At 67.2% G+C, this 15,015-nt stretch carries 16 protein-coding genes; 10 read left to right on the top strand and 6 right to left on the bottom strand.

The genetic code is table 11. The features are described 5' to 3' along the window. Positions 1–6 precede the first annotated feature (6 nt). A complete protein-coding gene (locus ACE37B_RS22615) occupies positions 7–1,455 on the bottom strand; it encodes a thioredoxin family protein (protein WP_409925614.1) in 1,449 nt (482 codons plus the stop codon). Between the two features lie 225 nt (positions 1,456–1,680). Here ACE37B_RS22615 and ACE37B_RS22610 point away from each other — a divergent pair, with 225 nt between their 5' ends. Then, positions 1,681–2,550: an MBL fold metallo-hydrolase gene (locus ACE37B_RS22610; protein WP_409925613.1), complete on the top strand. Its 870-nt coding sequence runs from the start codon at positions 1,681–1,683 to the stop codon at positions 2,548–2,550. A gap of 17 nt (positions 2,551–2,567) precedes the next feature. Beyond that, a complete protein-coding gene (locus ACE37B_RS22605) occupies positions 2,568–2,945 on the top strand; it encodes a MauE/DoxX family redox-associated membrane protein (protein ID WP_409925612.1) in 378 nt (125 codons plus the stop codon). A 37-nt stretch (positions 2,946–2,982) separates the two neighbouring features. Here the strand turns inward: ACE37B_RS22605 and ACE37B_RS22600 are convergent, their stop codons facing one another. After that, positions 2,983–5,145 carry a S9 family peptidase gene (locus ACE37B_RS22600; protein ID WP_409925611.1) on the bottom strand — a complete coding sequence of 721 codons (2,163 nt, stop codon included), beginning with the start codon at positions 5,143–5,145 and terminating at the stop codon, positions 2,983–2,985. A gap of 43 nt (positions 5,146–5,188) precedes the next feature. On the opposite strand from ACE37B_RS22600, the gene ACE37B_RS22595 reads away from it, so the two are divergent. The 8 genes from ACE37B_RS22595 (at position 5,189) to ACE37B_RS22560 (ending at position 11,137) form a co-directional block, all read left to right on the top strand. Continuing rightward, positions 5,189–5,497 carry a ferredoxin gene (locus tag ACE37B_RS22595; protein WP_409925610.1) on the top strand — a complete coding sequence of 103 codons (309 nt, stop codon included), beginning with the start codon at positions 5,189–5,191 and terminating at the stop codon, positions 5,495–5,497. Between the two features lie 55 nt (positions 5,498–5,552). Continuing rightward, a complete protein-coding gene (locus ACE37B_RS22590) occupies positions 5,553–5,906 on the top strand; it encodes a hypothetical protein (RefSeq protein WP_409925609.1) in 354 nt (117 codons plus the stop codon). Between the two features lie 65 nt (positions 5,907–5,971). Continuing rightward, positions 5,972–6,211 carry a 4a-hydroxytetrahydrobiopterin dehydratase gene (locus tag ACE37B_RS22585; RefSeq protein WP_409925608.1) on the top strand — a complete coding sequence of 80 codons (240 nt, stop codon included), beginning with the start codon at positions 5,972–5,974 and terminating at the stop codon, positions 6,209–6,211. Further along, positions 6,208–7,482 carry an MFS transporter gene (locus ACE37B_RS22580; RefSeq protein ID WP_409925607.1) on the top strand — a complete coding sequence of 425 codons (1,275 nt, stop codon included), beginning with the start codon at positions 6,208–6,210 and terminating at the stop codon, positions 7,480–7,482. Before ACE37B_RS22585 ends, ACE37B_RS22580 begins: the two co-directional genes overlap by 4 nt. Then, positions 7,475–8,029, top strand: coding sequence for a YbaK/EbsC family protein (locus ACE37B_RS22575; protein WP_409925606.1), 555 nt, complete (start codon positions 7,475–7,477; stop codon positions 8,027–8,029). The genes ACE37B_RS22580 and ACE37B_RS22575 overlap by 8 nt, the downstream gene beginning before the upstream one ends. Positions 8,030–8,277: 248 nt before the next feature. Continuing rightward, positions 8,278–8,517, top strand: coding sequence for a transposase (locus ACE37B_RS22570; protein ID WP_409925605.1), 240 nt, complete (start codon positions 8,278–8,280; stop codon positions 8,515–8,517). After that, entirely contained in the window at positions 8,514–9,854 is a 1,341-nt protein-coding gene (locus ACE37B_RS22565) for an aromatic ring-hydroxylating oxygenase subunit alpha (protein WP_409925604.1), read from the top strand. The genes ACE37B_RS22570 and ACE37B_RS22565 overlap by 4 nt, the downstream gene beginning before the upstream one ends. After that, a complete protein-coding gene (locus tag ACE37B_RS22560) occupies positions 9,851–11,137 on the top strand; it encodes a cytochrome P450 (RefSeq protein WP_409925603.1) in 1,287 nt (428 codons plus the stop codon). The genes ACE37B_RS22565 and ACE37B_RS22560 overlap by 4 nt, the downstream gene beginning before the upstream one ends. Before the next feature lie 88 nt (positions 11,138–11,225). Here ACE37B_RS22560 and ACE37B_RS22555 read toward each other — a convergent pair whose 3' ends face one another. The 4 genes from ACE37B_RS22555 to ACE37B_RS22540 form a co-directional block, all read right to left on the bottom strand. Then, on the bottom strand, positions 11,226–12,320 hold the full coding sequence (locus ACE37B_RS22555) for a phosphotransferase (RefSeq protein ID WP_409925602.1): 1,095 nt from the start codon (positions 12,318–12,320) through the stop codon (positions 11,226–11,228). Between the two features lie 104 nt (positions 12,321–12,424). Continuing rightward, positions 12,425–13,090 (bottom strand): PaaI family thioesterase, encoded by a 666-nt coding sequence (locus ACE37B_RS22550; RefSeq protein ID WP_409925601.1) that lies wholly within the window; start codon positions 13,088–13,090, stop codon positions 12,425–12,427. A 101-nt stretch (positions 13,091–13,191) separates the two neighbouring features. After that, positions 13,192–13,662 carry a Fe-S cluster assembly sulfur transfer protein SufU gene (sufU, locus tag ACE37B_RS22545; protein WP_409925600.1) on the bottom strand — a complete coding sequence of 157 codons (471 nt, stop codon included), beginning with the start codon at positions 13,660–13,662 and terminating at the stop codon, positions 13,192–13,194. Positions 13,663–13,677: 15 nt separating this feature from the next. After that, the gene (locus tag ACE37B_RS22540; RefSeq protein WP_409925599.1) at positions 13,678–14,916 is read right to left on the bottom strand and encodes an aminotransferase class V-fold PLP-dependent enzyme; all 1,239 of its coding nucleotides are present in this window, start codon (positions 14,914–14,916) and stop codon (positions 13,678–13,680) included. Positions 14,917–15,015 lie beyond the last annotated feature (99 nt).

The raw sequence follows: 15,015 nt of genomic DNA, 5'->3' as shown, positions 1-15,015 counted from the left end.
TACAACCTAGTACCGGACGGCTCGGGTGACCGGCTTGGAGCCTTTGTCGCCGCTGGCCCAGCCAGCGATGACCTGCGAGAACAGCCCGGCACCGCCGCCGGCGAAGGCGAGCATCAAGCCGCCGGGCCGGAACTTCGGGAGCGACTCGGCCGACCCGAACGCCTCCGGCACGCCCTCGGCGACGCCGTGCGCGCCGCGCACGAGGTCGGAACCCGGCGAGTTCAGGTGCTCGCTGATCGCAGCAACGATCTGCTCGCGACTCCACCCCGCCTCGGCGTAGACGCGTGCGTGTTCGGGGCCCATCAGCAGGATCGTGTCGAAGATCATGATCAGCTTCGGATGCTGCACCGACTGCAGCTTCATCGCCATCGACTTCGCGAGCGACTCGGGCGTGCGCGACAACTGGTCGACGAATCCGTGCGGACCCTCGCCGGCGAAGATGGTGATCGCGTCGGTGCCCGGCTCGATGCCGTGCTCGCCGGCCAGCGTGCCGATCGGTGAGGTGTCGTCGGCCTCCGCGAAACAGAAACTGATCTTCGACGGACTGCCGTGTGTCGCGCGGTCGATGTCGCCCGGGACGCCGCCACCGAAGTTGCGCACGACGAGTTGCAGCGCGCGTCCGATCGTGAGATTGGCGCGGTTGCCCTGGCCCAACACGTTGCCGCCCGAGTTCATGCCGATCGCCCGGGTGCCCGGCCCGCTGCAGACGATCACCGGGCCGACCGGCATCGTCGTGCACAACACGCCATGCATGTTGAACTCGTCGTTGCACGCGGCCTCGACCGCCGTGAGCACCCACGGCAGATACTCGGGCTTGCACCCGGCCATCACCGCGGAGATGGCGACCTTCTCGACGGTGATGTCGACGAGGTCGGGCGGGATCGTCGCGACGATCTCGCCGGGCGCGCGACTCGTGCCGTCGAGCATCGCCATCACGCGTTCCTCGGTCGGCGGCACCACGGGGAGACCGTCGGTCCACCCGCGGGCGAACATCATCTCCATGACGTCCTCGGCCTCGGCGACCTCGATGCGACGAGCGGCGAGCGCGGACCCGCCGTAGCGAACACGCAGCGAATCGACGAGATCCGGATCGACCGACCGGGACCCGCATCCGGGCCGCATCACCGGCAGGTCGGGTCCGAGGCCGTCGATCCCGGTGAGCGCTTCCCACGCAGCGCGTGACCAGCCGACGGTGCGGTCGACCTCGACGCCATCTTCCACGCGGATCAGCGTCGGCACGGTCTCGATGTCGTGATGCCAACTGAGCGCGAGATCGGTGTCGTCGATCGCTGCGGGGTCGCCGGGGAACTCGGGATCGTCCTGGGAGTAGACGTGCAGTTCGCCCGCTGCTGCGAGTTGGCGCAACACCGGCACGACGGTCACGCACGTCTCGCACTCCCGTTTGACCACCACGACGAGACCATCGGGAAGCGCCGGTGCCGACTCGTCGCTCATGTGCTCGTCTCCGTCATGGTCGCATCTCCGTCGTGATCGTCGGGCCGAGCGGCGTGGTGCGGCTCGCTGTCGTCAGGACGGTACCCGAGACGACGCGTCGACACCGGACCCGCCGTCGGCGAGGTCGACATGGGTCACATCGCTCGGTCTTGTCGGGAAGCGGCGCGGAGTGCATACGATTGGTGAATCGGGGGTTACGCACACCATCGCTCCGCTTCGTGCGGCATGTCGGTGACGTTTCATGGCGTCCGTGGTTCGACCCCGTGCCACGGCAGCGAGATCCTCAAGTACGGCGGCAACACGTCGTGCGTCTCGCTCGACATCCCCGACGTCGACCCGATTCTGTTCGATCTCGGCACCGGGTTGCGCTACTTCGGTCGCAGCCGGCCTGCGGGCATGCCGTTCACCGGGACCTGCCTGCTGAGCCACCTGCACTGGGATCACATCCAGGGGATTCCGTTCTTCACGCCACTCTTGCAGGTCGATTCCCGTGTCGCCGTCTACGCGCCTGAGCAGGAAAGCGGGGCGTCGGTCGCGAGCGTGTTCGCCGACACGATCAAGCCCCCGCTGTTCCCGGTGCATCTCGAGGTGCTGCCCGGAGACGTTTCGTTTCACGAGGTGCTCGACTCGGAGTTCACGCTCGGCGAGCAGGACCAGGTGCAGGTCATGGCACGCCAGATCCCTCATGTGGGCAACACGGTCGGCTACCGCGTCGAGTGGGCGGGTCGATCGGTCGCGTATCTCAGCGATCACCAGATGCCGATCGACGGCTCGTTCGTCGCCACGCCCGGAGCGATCGAGTTGTGCGCCGGTGCCGACCTGGTGATCCACGACGCGCAGTACACGCCAGCCGAGTTCGAGTTGAAGCGCGACTGGGGCCACTGCACCATCGAGTTCGCCGTGTGGATGGCGGCCGAAGCCGGGGCGAAGAAACTCGCGCTGTTCCACCACGACCCGAGCCATCACGACGACGAACTCGACGAGTTGGTCGCCGAGGCGACTCGACTCGGCCTGGAATACGGGGTCGACGTGTTCGGGGCTCGTGAAGGGCTGACCGTCGCCGTCGGCGACGTGCCGAGCGCGTCCGACGGCTGAGGCAGCCGACCGAGGCGATGTCGACCGTCGCACTGTTGGCCTCGATCGCGCTCGGTGCAGCGTTCGTCGTTGCCGGTGCGTCGAAGCTCGCCGCCGGACCCGCGTGGCCGTCTCAGGCGAGAGGCCTGGGAGCACCCGCCTGGACGATCCCGATCGTGCCGTGGCTCGAACTCGCGCTCGGGGCGCTGCTCGTCGTGCGCCTCGTTCCGGTCGCGGCGGCCGGTGCCGCTGCCGCATTGCTCGTGGCGTTCACCGTGCTGATCGGGGTTCGACTGCGCGAAGGTGTCCGGCCGCCATGCGCGTGTTTCGGTGCGTGGTCCGCCGAACCGATCGGGTGGAAGCACGTCGCGCGCAACCTCGCACTGCTCGTGCTCGCAGTGCTCGCCGCGCTCTGATCGCTCCCGCCGTGTCGGTTGGCGGGAAGTCGTCGCTTCAGTCGGCAGACGTGTCGTTCGAGGCGGTCGTGGTCGCGAGGAGAAAGGCCAGCGTCCGAGCTTCGTCGCGCCACGCTTCATACCGACCGGTCGGTCCGCCGTGGCCGGCGCCCATCTCCGTGCGCAACAGGATCGGCGCGTCGCCGGTCGCGACGCTGCGCAGGCGGGCGACCCACTTCGCCGGTTCGTGGACGCTCACGCGCGGATCGTTGAGCCCGGCGGTGGCGAACAGCGCCGGATACTCGGCGGGCACGGTGTTGTCGTAGGGGGAGTAGGCGAGCATGGCGGAGGCGAACGGCTCGGTGCGCGGGTCGCCCCACTCCTCCCACTCGGTGACCGTGAGCGGCAGCGTCGGATCGCTCATCGTGTTGACGATGTCGACGAAGGGCACCTCGGCGACGACAGAGGCGAACAGGTCGGGTCGCTGGGTCATGCACGCGCCGACGAGGAGACCACCCGCCGAGCCTCCGCGGATCGCCAGGCGATCGGGGGCGCAGACGCCGGTGTCGATCAGATGCTGCGCGCTGGCCAGCATGTCGTCGAAGGTGTGCTGCTTGTGTTCGAGCTTGCCGTCGAGGTACCAGTTGCGCCCGAGTTCGCCGCCGCCGCGGGGATGCGCGAGCGCCCAGATCATGCCGCGGTCGAGCAGCGAGAGGCGAGCAACGGAGAACCACGGCGGCATCGACGCTTCATAGGAGCCGTACCCGTACAGACACGCAGCAGCGGTGCCGTCGATCGGTGTGTCGACGTGGCGAACGACGTCGATCGGCACGGAGGTGCCATCGGCCGACGTCGCCCACATGCGGCTCGACACGTACCGGTCGAGATCGACGTTCGGCGTCGGGATGCGACGCAGCAGCGTGCGTTCACCGGAGTAGACGTCTTCGTCGTACAGCGTCGCCGGCGTGGTCAACGACTGCGTGACGAAGCGCAGCGTCGTCGTCGTCCACTCCGGATTCGCCGACGGGCCGACGTCGTGGGGTTCGCCGCCGAGGTCGATGATGCGTTCGCCGGCCGTGCTGCTCGTGTCGCCGTCGCGGAACAGCAGACGCAAGCGGGGTTGCGCGTTGGCCCACTCGTAGATCACCAGGTGCGACTCGAACGCCTCGACGCCGAGGATGCGACGACCCGCCTGGTGAGCGACCAGTTCGCTCCAGCTCGTCGAGTCGGTCCAGTCGTCGTCGACGGACGCTGCCATCACGCGGAAGTCGACGGCGTCGTCGTTGCTCACCATCACGAAGCGGTCACCCCAGTGGTCGATCTGGTACTCGATGCCGTCTCGGCGAGGGAGGACGCACGTCGGAGCGATCAACGGCTGCGCGCTCGGGACGAGGTGGGCCTCGGCGCTCGTCTTGCTACCGGCGTGGATCACGATCCACTCGTCGGAGCGGGTTTCCCCGATCTCGACGAAGAAGCGCTCGTCGGTCTCCTGGTAGATCAGGACGTCGTCGGTGGCGTCTGCCTCGCCGACTCGGTGCCGCCACACCTGGAACGGTCGTTCCTGCTCGTCGGAGCGGACGTAGAACAGCCAGTCGCCGTCGGCCGACCACGCAGTGCCGGCATTGGCGACGTCGTCGATGCGATCGTCGAGGTCGACGAAGGATCCGTCGGCGTCGAACCGGCGGATCCGCAGCGTGTAGTGCTCGTCGCCGGTGGTGTCGGCGGACCAGGCGAAGTGCGTGTGGTCGTGGGACGCGTCGAACGCACCGAGGTCGAAGTACTCGTGCCCGTCGGCTTCGGCGTTCTCGTCCATCAGGAGGTGCGCGTCGGCGGTGTCGAGCGTCGGCCCGCGATGATGCGTCGGATAGCTCATGCCCTCCGCGGTCGAGGCCACGTACCACCAGTCACCGTTGCGGACCGGCGTCGACATGTCGGTCTCCTGGACACGGGACTTGATCTCGCCGAACAACTCCTCGATCGGCTCCCCGTGCGTGGCGAAGAAGGCGTCGCTGTAGTCGTTCTCCGCGTGCAGGTAGGCGAGGAACTCCGGATCGTCGAGGTCGCGCATCCAGGCATAGTCGTCGTCGGCGTCACCCGTGGGGCGCTGCCAGGTGTGCGGACGTCGCGGTGCGCTCGGCGGCATCGCGGGAATCGGCGTTGCTGCGGGCGAGCCCGGTGCCGGTGTGACGTCGGTCGTTGAGGGCGAATCTGAGTGCTTCACGGTCGAGCCAATGTAGGCAGAGAGCGGTACCGTTCGGACAGCCATGAGAGTGTGGATCGACCAAGACCTGTGCACGGGCGACGGGATCTGTGTCGATCATTGCGGCGAGGTGTTCGTGCAGCTCGAAGACGGCATCGCCTACGTGGCCGAGGCCGGTCGACCGCTGAACGATCCGGGTGGATCGGGCAGTCTCGCCGCCGTGTCGCCTCGCCACGTCGGCGACGTGATCCACGCCGCCGAGATGTGCCCCGGTGAGTGCATCTTCATCGAGATCGACGAACCGGTCGCCGAACTGGCCACCGACGAGGTCGTCACGGCCAGGATCGCTGACGACGCACAACCGGCCGCCTGAGACGCTCCTAGGGTCGACGGCCGCAGGCGCACCTCGCGGAAGTATTCTGGACGACATGCCGATGCGGACCGAGTGCAAGCACTTCGAATCACGGTCGTACCCGAACGGAGACACCGTCCGGAAGTGCAACCTCGACCTGGCCCCCGACGCACCGTGGCGGTGCCCCGAGCAGTGTCAGCGCTACGAACGTCGCCTCGCGGACGCAGCGTGGACCCACGGATCGCTCACGGTCCCGGTGACACCTCCCGAACCTGCGGGACTCGACGACGGGTCGGCCGCGGCGGTGCTCGATGCCGCCGAAGACATCGTCAACGCAATCGGGCACGACGTGATGGCCGAGGTGCAGGCCGAACGCGAGGCGGCAGCGAAACGCGGGTTCTTCTCCAAGATCTTCAAGCGCCGACGCTGAGTTCACCGCGCTGCGCCGCACGTACCGATCCGCTCGATTCGGGCAGGCGGGTGTAGTTTCCGCGCATGGCCTGGATCGAGACAGACGGTGCCCTGACGCAGGATTTCGAGTTCGCGAACTTCCGTGAGGCGTTCGGCTTCATGACCCGCGTGGCGTTCATCGCCGAGGAGTTCGATCATCACCCGGAGTGGACGAACGTCTACGGGCGCGTGTCGATTCGCCTCACGTCCCACGACGCCGGCAACACGGTCACCGATCGGGACCACGCGGTGGCGGCAGCGATCGATCGATTGCTCGAACGATGACCAGCGAGGCGGGCCCGACCGAGGTCGGGTCGGTGCCGGCCGGCGAACCCCTGACCGGACGGTTCCCCGGATGGCGAGTCGTCGCCGGTTGCTTCTTCGTCCTGTTGATCAACGCCGGGCTCGCGTTCTACGGCTTGGCGGTCTACCTGAACGCGTTCAGCAACGAGCAGGGCTGGGCGCTCGGCAGCATCTCGTTCGCCGTCACGATCTTCTTCGTGATCGGCGGCCTGGTCGGCTTGTGGGTCGCGCAGTTGATCGCTCGCTACGACGTGAGGATCATCATCATCATCGGTGCGGTGATCGCCGGTGGGTCGCTGGCGGTGATCGGCCAGGTCGAGGCGCAGTGGCAGATGTATCTGGCGTACGCGGTGTTCGCGGTCGGCTACGCGTTCGCCGGGCTGGTGCCGACGACGACCGTCGTCACCCGGTGGTTCCACGTCAAGCGCGGCGTCGCGCTGTCGGTGGCATCGACCGGGTTGTCGGTCGGCGGCATCGTCGTGACGCCGTTCGCGAAGCGACTGATCGACGACAACGGACTGGCGGCGACGACGCCGTGGCTCGGCCTGTTCTTCGCGGTCACCATCGTCCCGGTCGCCTGGTTCCTGATCCGCCCCGACCCGGCCAGCGACGGGTGGGAGCCGGATGGCATCCGCCTGGAACGCGGTGCAGCGCCGGCTCTGGCTCGAGGTATCCCGTACGCGGAGGCGGTGTCGTCGAAGTTCTACAAGATGGTCACCTACGGCTTCGTGCTCGCCTTGGGATCCCAGGTCGGGGGCATCCAACAACTCGTCAAACTGGTGGAGGGTCGAACCGACGAGTCGACCGCGCAGTTCGCGATCGCCGTGCTGGCCGCGACATCGGTGCTGGCGCGCCTCATCGGCGGACGACTCGTCTCGATCGTGCCGATGACGAAACTCACGGTCGTGTTGGCAGCCCTGCAAGCCGTGTCGCTCGCCGGGATCGGCGTGGCGCAGGCGACCTGGCTGATCTTCGCATCGATCGTGCTGTTCGGCATGACGGTCGGCAACCTGTTGATGTTGCAGCCGCTGTTGATCGCGGAGCGGTTCGGGGTCGTCGACTACCCGAAGATCTTCGGTCGGTCGCAGGCGATCGCGATCGCCGGCGTGGCCGGTGGCCCGTTGCTGATCGGATGGTTGTACGACGTGTTCGGGTCATACCAGTGGCCGTACGTGATCACGGCGGGGCTGTGTCTGACGGGAACGTTCGTGATCGCGCAGGCCGGTCCCGCTACCGTTCCCGCCGATGCCTGACGACGCAGCACCCGACTCGCCCCCGCACGACGAACTCGCGAACGAGACACGTGGGAACGACCTGCATCGCAACGTCGTGAAGGTGATCGAGGCCGGGCGCCGGCTGGGTGTGGAGGTGCGGCCGGTGACGTATCCGCAGGGGGCCAAGACGGCGCAGGATGCTGCCGACGCGATCGGCGTCGAGGTCGGCCAGATCGTGAAGAGCCTGATCTTCGGCGTGGAGCGGATGCCCGGCGACCTCGACCTGGTGCTCGCGTACGTGAGCGGTTCCAACATGCTCGACGAGCGCCTGCTCGCCGCTGCGGCCGGTGCCGAACGCTGCGTGCGCGTCGACGCCGACGCGGTGCGGTCGGCGACCGGTTTCCCGATCGGTGGGGTGCCGCCGTTCGGTCACGACACGGACCTCGACGTGTTCGTCGATCCCGACCTGTTGCAGTACGACGAGGTGTGGGCGGCCGCCGGCACCTGGAACGACGTCTTCGGCATCGAGCCGCACAAGCTCGTGGAAGCGAGCGGCGGAGTCGTCACCGACCTCAAACGCACCTGACCCGCCAACACCTGGGGTCAGACCCCAGGTGTTGAACCGCTGGGGTCTGACCCCAGGTGTTGCACGGGCGAGGTGCTGGTCGATCAACCCGAAACGTGAACGCGGTGCGGCTGCGCCGGGTTGCTGGATGGCCTCGAGCCTGCTCGCCGTCGAATTGACCGGGCGATCAATTCTGGGACCTTTGGCCCTGATCGACAGCTCGACGCTCTGGCAAGTTCGTCGAACACGTTCGACAACAGGGGGTTTGCGTGCGAACACGACGACATGCACTGAGCGGTGCGCTCTACGACGTGCGAGACGACGGCAACGTCGAGGTCACGTCACGCCGAGGGATCACCGGAGTCTTCACGCCGGACGGGGAGTGGATCAGCGGTGAACTCCGTCATGCCGACCCCCATCTCTGCGGCTGGCTCGCCGGGCCGCAACTGCCGCCGCGGCTGGCTGTGCTGCCACGATTCCGCCCGACCGAGTCGGCGAGCGCGCAGTGACCATCGACTACACCCAGCCGCCATCGCTGACCTACCAACAGCTCCTCGACACCGATTCGCACGAGGTGCCCGAGGTGCTCCGTTGGTTCTCGCCGATGTCACCGAGCGAAGCGGATGTACCGGTCGAGCGTTACACGTCCGCCGAATTCCACCGGCTCGAGGTCGAGAAGGTGTGGACCAAGGTCTGGCAGATGGCATGTCGTGAGGAGGACCTCCCCGAGATCGGCGATCACCTCTCCTACGACATCGTCGGCCGCTCGATCCTCGTGGTGCGCGCGGAGAACGGCGAGATCAAGGCGTTCCACAACGTGTGCCCGCATCGGGGGCGTCGCCTGAAGGAATCGCGGGGACGTGACACCGAACTGCGCTGCGCGTTCCACGGCTTTGCCTGGGAGCTCGGCGGTTGCCTCAAGCAGGTGCCGTGCCAGTGGGACTTCCCCCGCCTCGAACCCGACGAGTGGGCGCTCCCCGACGTGCGGGTCGGCACGTGGGGCGGGTTCGTGTTCGTCAACATGGATCCCGACTGCGAACCGCTGGAGACGTTCCTCGGCGACCTCGATCGACACTTCGAACGCTGGCCGCTGGAGGATCGCTACAAGGAAGCCCACGTCGCCAAGGTGATGGACTGCAACTGGAAGGTCGCGCAGGAGGCGTTCATGGAGGCGTTCCACGTCGTTGCCACGCACCCGCAGTTGCTGCCGAGTCTCGGCGACGCGATCAGTCAGTACGACGTGTTCGGCAACTTCTCCCGAGCGATCACGCCGAACGGTGTGCCGAGCCCGCACGTTGCGTGGGAACCGTCACAGCAGGACATCTTCGACGCGATGAGCGACCGCAACCTCGACGAGGATCCCAAGGCGATCGTGCCCGACGGCGAGACCGCCCGGCACCTCGGTGCGGAGGCCGCGCGGGCGTCGTTGCGGCCAGCGCTCGGTGACCGCGTCGACGAACTCTGCGATGCCGAGCTCACCGAGAGCATCTACTACACGGTCTTCCCGAACTTTCATCCCTGGGGTGCGTACAACCGCATCGTCTACCGCTTCCGCCCGTACGGCAACGATCACCGGCGCTCGATCATGGAGTGCATGTTCCTCTCGCCGTTCACGGGGGAGCGGCCGCCGGCGGCACCCATCCACTGGCTGGCCGACGACGAGGACTGGACGACGGCGAGCGAGCTCGGGATGCTCGGCCGCGTCTTCAACCAGGACGTCTACAACCTGCCCGAAGTGCAGATCGGGCTCGAAGCGATGATCAAGCCCGGCGTCACGTTCGCGGACTACCAGGAGACCAAACCGCGCCATTTCCACGCGATCCTCGACGAGTGGATCGCTCGATGACCGACGCCACCGACGTGACGTTCGACGTGTCCGACGACGCCGTCGTCCAATGCCCGTACCCGCACTACCAGGCAATGCGCGACGACGCACCGGTCCTCGAACTCGACGGTGCGATGTTCGGGCGGCCCGACGAACGCATCTACGCCGTGTCGCGCTACGACGACGTCAAGCGAATCCTGCACGATCCGGTCACCTTCTCGTCGCGCTTCGGTACGCCCGCGTTCAAGCCGACGCCGGAGCTGCTCGCCCGGCTGCGTGAGGTGTACGTCGATGGAGGCTGGCCGAACGTGTCGACGATGCTCACCGAGGACCCACCGTCGCACACCCGGTACCGGCGGCTCGTGTCGATGGCGTTCACCCCCAAACGGGTGGCGCGGCTCGAACCCGACATCCGCCGGATCTGCGAGGAACTGGTCGACGGGTTCGACGGTGAGCGGCGTGTCGACTTCATGGACCGGTTCGCCGTGCCGCTTCCGGTGGCAGCGGTGGCCACGATCCTCGAGGTGCCCGACACGCATCGTGGTGAGTTCAAGAAATGGGCCGACTCATCGGTCGCCGCCATCGGCAAGCCGATCAGCGACGACGAGCGGGTCGCCGCCGAGCGCGACATCGTTGCCCAGCAGCAGTACTTCGCGAGCGAAATCGAGGCTCGCCGCACCGATCCCCGCGACGACTTCCTCACCGACCTGGTGAACGCCGAGCTGCAGGCCGATCCCGAACTCGGCGTCGAGGGTGGCTCGCTCACGATGGCCGAGATGCTCTCGATCATCCGTCAGATCCAGGTCGCCGGCAGCGAGACCACCACGAGCCTGATGGCGGACCTGATGGTGCTGCTCGCCGAGCACCCCGACGAGTGGGCGCGCCTCAAGGCCGACCCCGAGCGGGCGGCGCTCGTGGCCGAGGAGGGCTTGCGTTGGGCGAGCCCGAATCAGGGCCTCTACCGCATCGTCACCGCGGAGACCCAGGTGGCGGGCACGCCGATTCCTGCCGGGGCGACCGTGTGGGTGATGTACGGCTCGGCCGACCACGACGACCGGGTGTTCGCCGACCCCGAAGCGTTCCGGCCTGATCGGCCGGGTGTGCGCAACCACATCGCGTTCGGCCACGGCATCCACCACTGCCTCGGTGCGGCGCTGGCCCGGCTCGAAGCGGTGGTCGCGTTGCAGGTGCTCGCCACGCGCATCGACACGATCTCGGTCGTCGACCGTGAAGCGCTGCGCTACGGCGGCAGCTTCATCCTCCGCGGCCTCGAACACCTCGAACTCGACGTCACCTACCGCTGACCCAACACGTGGGGTCTGACCCCAGGTGTTGAACCGCTGGGGTCTGACCCCAGGTGTTGATCACGTGGGGTCTGACCCCAGGTGTTGATCAGAAGAGGTCGAGGACCTGCATGGCGTCGTTGTCGACGGCGGCGTGGACGGGGCGGAGATGGAGTTGTTCGAGCAGGGCGGTGCCGCGCTCGTTGCCGCCCTGCAGGTCGCTGGTGATCACCTGTGCGGTGGTCTGCTGCAGCAGACACACCCGGTACTCGTGGACGGCCTGCTCGATCGTGTAGTCGATCCCGGCGGCGTTGATCTCGGCGACGTAGTGCTCGAGCAGCGACCGCTCGGTCTCCTTGCGCAACGCCGGTTCCATCGACCCGGCGAGCAGGTTGGTCACGTCCCACATGCCGACGTGGCGGGTCGAGAGCTGGAAGTCGATCACCGTGACCGCGTCGTCGCCGTCGGGGCCACCGAACAGATAGTTCTCCGCACGGCAGTCGGTGTGCGTGAACGTCGGGGTCCCGATCGTCACGGTGTAGTCGAGCAACTCGGCGTAGCGCTCGCAGGCGCGTCCGATCGCAGCGAGTTCGGCGGCCGGGATCCGGTCTCCGAAGTGCTCGGCGAACCCCGGGAACAACGCGGTGGCCATCGCCTGGCCGCCCTTGTAGAGGTCGTTGTTCATCGGCGGCAGCCACTCGAGCCCGAGCAGTTCGTCGGTGCCCCAGAACTGGACGTGCAGCGGCACGATGGTCGAGATGATCTTCTTCGCCTCCTCGACGCTGAGGCCCGCGATCTGGTCGGGTGTGACGGCGCCCTGGATGTCTTCGATCAACAGCACGAACGGCAGGCCGTCAGGAGCAGCGTCGACGTAGTGAGGGCGTGGCACGCGGATGTCGACGTCGCCGGCGACGTGGCGGTAGAAGTTGGTCTCGCGGAGGTAGAAGCCCATCATCTGCGAGAGGAACTGGTTCTCGGGCGACGGCGACTGGCACTTCGCGACGATCGTCGCAGGCCCCGTCTCGCCGTCGCCGTAGGTGAGATGCAAGCGAGCGAGTTCACCGAGGATGCCGACACCTTCGCCGAAGCGCGCCGCCTCGAACGACGAGATCATGCCGAACCCGGCAGTGGGGCCGCCGAGGACCTCGTTCAACCAGTCGACGGTGATGTCGGCGATCTGGGTGGGAATGGTGACGTCAGCCATGCCGACGCAACGTAGTCGGCCGCGATTCGTGGCCTGGCGTCGGCGCGCTCGCCGGTGACCCCGCCGCCTGTGAACCGGCCGTCGGTGACCCGGCTGTCGAAGACTCAGTCGGTGGTCAGCTGGCGGAAGCGTTCCGGGTCGATGGCGATGAACGTCGCGGTCGCTCGAGCGAACACCTGCGTCTCATCGGACTCCGGCGTGAGCTCACCGGTCATCAACAGCTTCCGGCCGACTCGCTCCACCATGCGCACGCGACACACCAGCGGCACGCCGATCGGTGTGCCGGCCTCGTAGCGGATCGTGAGCTCGCCGGTGAACCCTGCTTGCTCGGCGATCGTCAGCACGAAGCCGAACAGGTCGTCGAAGAGCGCCGAGATGATCCCACCGTGGCTGCGCGACGGCGCTCCCTCGTGTGCCTTGCCGAGCGTGAGTCGCCCGACTGCTTCGTCGCCGTCGCGTGTGACCGACACGTCGAACCCGAGCGGCGCAGCGCGCCCCGAGACCGGTCGCTCGTCGAAGCTGAACATCGCCTCGCCACTCGCCGGAGGCGGACCCCAATCGCCGGTCGGACGTTCCGAGACGCGATCGCGTGCGGGAAGCGCATCGAGTTCAGCGGTGGCGGCATCGAGCGCCGTCGTCAGCCGATCGAGCACGTCGACCTCGACGAGGTGCCCGGCGATCGCGTGTCCGAGCCGGCGGTACGAGGCGCCGAGCCGAGCGCGAGCGTCGGCGATGTCGGGTGGGAACGGGGACTGCGGAGCGGAACTCATCGGACGAAGCCTGCACGGCCGGACCGAGCCGATGCGAACCCGGACGGGACGAATCCGAATCGGATGAACCTGAACGACGCCGGTCGAGGCGGCCGACTCGCTCAGTCGGTCGCCGAGGCGCCGGCCTCGTCGAGCGCACTCGCGAGGGTGTTCCAGCCGAGCACGGCGCACTTGATGCGTACCGGGAACTTGACGACGCCTTGGAGCGCCTCGAGGTCGCCGAGGTCGATGTCGTCGTCGGCATCGACGGCGTCGGCGCTCTCGACGCCCATCATCGCCTTGAACCGACGCAGCACCGCCTTGACGTCACCGATCGGCTTGCCGAGGACCGCCTGGGTCATCATCGACGCCGACGACTGCGAGATCGAGCAACCTTGGCCCGAGATCTTGATGTCGGAAACGATGGCCTCGTCACCGGTGCCCTCCAGGGCCAGGTAGACGGTGATCTCGTCGCCGCACAGCGGGTTGTGGCCCTCCGTGCGCGTCGCGGGCGGATCGAGTTCACCGCGGTTGCGCGGTGTTCGGTAGTGATCCAGGATGATCTCGCGGTAGAGGTCTTCAAGTCCCGACATGGTCACGTCCTCGCATCAGAAACCGAAGATATCGGTCGCGCCGTCCAGGCCGTCGGCCAGCGCGTCGATGTCGGCCTCGTCGTTGTACAGATACACGCTGGCCCGGGTCGTCGCAGCGACGCCCAAGGTCTTCATCAAGGGCTTGGCGCAATGGTGGCCGGCACGCACACACACGTTGGTCTCGTCGAGCACCTGGCTGACATCATGCGGGTGCAGATCGCGGAAGGTGAAGCTGAACACTCCGCCGCGCACCTCGACGTTGTCGGGGCCGAAGATCGTGATGTCGTCACCGAAGCGGGCCTGCAGCGTGTCGAGGGTGTAGCGAGTCAGGTTCATCTCGTGCTGACGGATGTTGGCCATGCCGATGTCCTCGAGGAACTCGACGGCGGCGGTGAGCCCGACCGCTTCGACGATCGGCGGGGTTCCCGCTTCGAACTTCGCCGGCACCGGCGCGGTCGTGAATCCGTCGAAGGTGACCGTGTCGATCATGTTCCCGCCGCCGATGAACGGCGGCATCTCGTCGAGGATCGCCATCTTGCCCCACAGCATTCCGATCCCCGACGGCCCGCACATCTTGTGGCTCGAGAACGCGACGAGGTCGGCGTCCCACGTCTGGACGTCGGTGACGTTGTGGGGCACGAACTGGCAGGCGTCGACGACGGCGAGCGCGCCGGCATCGTGCGCAGCACGGCACAGCCTCTGCACCGGTGGCAGTGTGCCGAGGACGTTGCTCATCGCGGTGAAGGAGAGCACCTTCGCACCGTCGAGCAGGTTGTCGAGGTCGGACAGGTCGAGCTGGCCGTCGGCGGTCAGGGGGATCCAGCGGATCTCGATGTCGCGCTCGGCGGCGAGCATCTGCCACGGCACGATGTTGGCGTGATGCTCCATCGCCGTCAGCACGACCACGTCACCGGCGCCGAGGTTCGCTCGGCCCCACGCCTGAGCGATCAGATTCATCGACTCGGTGGCGTTCTTGGTGAAGACGACCTCGTCGGCCGAGGGGGCATTGATCAGTCGGGCGATCGCGACACGAGCGCCCTCGTAGGCGTCGGTGGCTTCACCGGCGAGCCGGTAGGAGCTGCGGTTGATCGGCGCATACGACCGTTCCATGAACTCCGACATCGCATCGATGACCCGGCGCGGCTTCTGTGACGTGTTCCCGGAATCGAGGTACACCAGGCGGCGATCGTCGATCGTGCGTTCGGACAGCAACGGAAACTGGCTGCGGACGGCATCGATGTCGAAGGAACTCATCTGCTCCCTGATTCTACGAGCCACCCGGCCGTTTGGTCGGGCCTGGATTCACGAACCGACGAATTCGGGAGTCGGACGTGCTGGTACGCAGAGCCCTAT

It is taken from the genome of Ilumatobacter sp. (assembly GCF_046290335.1).
GTDB lineage: Bacteria > Actinomycetota > Acidimicrobiia > Acidimicrobiales > Ilumatobacteraceae > Ilumatobacter_A.
Note: the sequence above shows the minus strand (reverse complement) of the source record. Positions and strands in the feature narration are given on the sequence as shown.